Raw genomic sequence first — 3,419 nt, forward strand, 5'->3', positions numbered from 1 at the left:
TGAGCCTGCGCATCGGACGGCCGCTCGCGTGGATCCTGAGCAGCCAGGAACGATGCGATCACCAGCATCTCTGCCAGACACGCATGATGACTGGCGGCCAGCAGCATGCGCCCCAATCGCGGATCGACCGGCAATGAAGAAAGCTGCCGACCAACACTGGTCACGCGCCGATCGTCATCGACGGCCTTCAGTTCCTGCAGCAGCCGATAACCGTCATTGATCAACCGCGTATCGGGCGGATCGACGAACGGAAACTCTTCCGGCTCGCCCAACTCCAGCGCCGCCATCTGCAAAATGACGCTGGCCAGATTGGTCCGCAACACTTCCGGCGGCGTAAATGCCGGGCGCAGATTGAACTCGTCCTCGGCATACAGCCGAATACAAATACCCGGCGCCTCGCGACCCGAGCGGCCCTTGCGCTGATCGGCGCTGGCCTGCGAGATCGGCTCGATGGGCAAGCGCTGCACCTTGCCGCGCACGCTGTAGCGACTGATACGTGCCAAGCCCGAGTCGACCACGTGACGAATCCCTGGAACGGTCAGCGACGTTTCAGCAACGTTGGTCGCCAGCACTACGCGACGCTGGCCGTGCTTCTCGAAAATCTTTTCTTGATCGCGAGTCGAGAGCCGCGCGAACAGCGGTAACACTTCAGTGTTATGCAGCCGGGCCTTGGACAGCTCGTCAGCGGCGTCGCGAATCTGTTTCTCGCCCGGCAGGAACACGAGCACATCGCCGCGATCCACCTTGTCCAACTCTTGGACGGCGGCCACGATGCCCTCGTCCAGCGACAGCTCGTAATCGTCGTCGTCCGTGCCCCTGAGCGGTCGATAGCGCACCTCGACCGGATAGCTGCGACCCGACACTTCGATGATCGGCGCGCCACCGAAGAACTCGGCGAAGCGCTGCGGATCGATAGTCGCCGACGTGATGATGACGCGCAGATCCGGCCGCTTCGGCAACAATCGCTTCAGCACACCGAGCAGGAAGTCGATGTTCAAGCTGCGCTCGTGCGCTTCGTCGATGATCAGCGTGTCGTAGCGACGCAGCAGCCGATCGTTCTCCAACTCCCGCAACAGAATGCCGTCGGTCATCAGCTTGACGCGGGTGTCCGGGCCGGTGCGATCGTTGAAGCGCACCTGATAACCGACCGCACCGCCGACCGTCGTCTGCAACTCTTCGGCGAGTCGATTGGCGAGGGCCCGCGCGGCGATACGCCGAGGCTGGGTATGACCGATCAATCCGAAGGCGCCGCGGCCGGCTTCCATGCAGATCTTTGGCAGCTGGGTGGTTTTACCGGAGCCGGTGGCGCCACAGATGACGACCAGCTGATTTGTTTGTATCGCCTTGCTGATCTCTTCGCGATGCGCGCTGATCGGCAGCGCGGGGTCGTACTCGAGGCGCAATGGCAAAGCTTTGAGTCGCTCGACCGTGGCCGCCGAATTCGCGATCGACTGGCGCAAGTTGTCGATGGCGCCATCGGGCTCCGCAGGCGGATTCCGGCGCGCAAACAGGCGATCCAGCTCACGGGACAAACGCGGCCGGTCGGCAAATCGCGTGTGCAGTAGCTGATCGCGCAGCGCTAGCAGCGCCGCGGTGTAAGAAGAAGTGGGAGTAGTCATCGCCGCAGGGCGGGGATTCTACACGGGCGCGATCTTTACTTCGATCCGAGCGCCGCCGAGTGCCGACTTGTCGATATCGATGACGCCGCCATTGAGCTCGACCAGCTCGCGGACCACCGATAATCCGATGCCCTGCCCGGCCACGCGCTCATCCAACCGTGCGCCTCGCTCCAAGACTCGGGCGCGAGAATCGAGCGGAATGCCGGGGCCGTCGTCCTCGATCACCAGACGCAAACCGTCGCGGCGAGCAGCGGGACTCACGACCCGATCAGCCGTGATACGCACCGTCGTGCGGGCCCACTTGAATGAGTTATCCAACAGATTGCCCGCGATCTCGGTGAGATCTTCGCGGTCGCCGGTGAAGGTGCAGCCTTCGCCGACCGTCAGCTCGCAAGTCAGGCCGCGATCCATGTAGACCTTGAGCAACGCTCCACGAAGCGCTTCCAACGCGTCGCGAACATCGGTGGGCGCAGCGCCGAGGCCAGTGCCACCCGCCGCAGCGGCACGACGCAGCTGATACTTCACGATGTCGTCCATGCGACCGACCTGCTCATCGAGCTGACGAGCGACGGGCGACTCTCTGCCCTGCTGGGTGCTCAGCAGATTGCGCATGACAGCCAACGGCGTCTTGAAGCTGTGAGCAAGATTGCCGAGCGTGTTTCGATAGCGCGCCAGCCGCTCGCGCTCGCTGCGAAGGAGCGCGTTCAAATTGGTGGTGATGCCGAGCAACTCGCGTGGATAGCCGCTGCCGAGCTCGGTGAGATTGCCGGCTTCGATGTCTTCGATCTCGCGCTCGACCCGTCGCAACGGCGCGAGCAGTCGGCGTAACAAGACCGCGAACGCACCCAGCAACACTGCCATCAATGCGCCGAACCAGCCGAACAGCCGACCGCGCAGCTGATTCAACTGAGCGTAATAAGGTTCGAGACTTTCAGCGGCGCTGTAGACGAACGGCCGCATCACGCCGTTTCGGAACTGCCACTCGATGCCCATGCTGAGCGACAGCACGGTCGAACCGTCGGCCCGCTGCAACTCGCCGAAGCGGCGCTCGCCGGTGTGTACGTGTGGAAACTCGATGCCGGTGCCAGTGAGCGATTTGGAGCGCCAGCTGGGCAAGCCGTCGCTACGCAGGACTTCGCCATACAAGCCGGAGCCCGGATTGTCGAAACGCGGCTCGGCGAGCTGGTCAGGACGCAGCCCGCCGCTGGAGTCTTCCTCCGAGGCCGACAACAACGCCAGCACCTGGATTTCCAGCCGATCCTGGATGGCACGCCGGCTCAGGTCCTGGAACACGAAGTCCAGGGCCAGAATGGTGACGCCAAAGAACAGGATCAGCAGGATGCTGACCGAGACGAGCAGTCGTGTGCTTAACGAACGCGGCTGCATCGTCCTCGCAATGATTCCTTAGGCGGCGGCGGTGTCGCGCTGGAGAGCGAAACGATAACCGCGGCCGCGCAAGGTCTCGATCGGCTTGATGGTCTCGTCCGGATCGAGCTTACGACGCAGGCGACCGATGAACACCTCGATGGTGTTGCTATCGCGGTCGAAATCCTGGGCGTACAGCCGCTCGGTCAACTCGCTCTTGGAAATCACTTCGCCGGCGCGATGGATCAAGTGATCCAGGATGCGGTACTCGAAGCTGGTCAGGTCGACCTTGCGGCCGTTGACCATGACTTCCTGAGTGCGCGGGTCCAGCGACACCGGCCCACAGCGCAGGACCGGCTGTGCCCAACCGCCCGAGCGACGCATCAGCGCCTGGACGCGCGCCAACAGCTCCTCGAAATGAAACGGCTTGGCGAC

General features: G+C 63.2%; 3 protein-coding genes. All 3 read right to left on the reverse strand.

Going from position 1 to position 3,419, the window contains the following annotated elements:
- A partial coding sequence (hrpA, locus tag JNL55_RS27585) for an ATP-dependent RNA helicase HrpA (protein ID WP_293862243.1) occupies positions 1-1,619 on the reverse strand: 1,619 nt, incomplete at its 3' end.
- An 18-nt stretch (positions 1,620-1,637) separates the two neighbouring features.
- Positions 1,638-3,005: an ATP-binding protein gene (locus JNL55_RS27590; RefSeq protein WP_293862246.1), complete on the reverse strand. Its 1,368-nt coding sequence runs from the start codon at positions 3,003-3,005 to the stop codon at positions 1,638-1,640.
- 18 nt (positions 3,006-3,023) lie between these two features.
- Positions 3,024-3,419 (reverse strand): response regulator transcription factor (locus tag JNL55_RS27595; RefSeq protein WP_293862249.1); only part of this gene is annotated, 396 nt, incomplete at its 5' end.

This window comes from Steroidobacter sp., from assembly GCF_016790065.1.
GTDB lineage: Bacteria > Pseudomonadota > Gammaproteobacteria > Steroidobacterales > Steroidobacteraceae > Steroidobacter.

Bases quoted from the DNA above. Each gene is read 5' to 3' on its own strand.
- JNL55_RS27590 (WP_293862246.1), bottom strand. From the start codon at position 3,005: ATGCAGCCGCGTTCGTTAAGCACACGACTGCTCGTCTCGGTCAGCATC.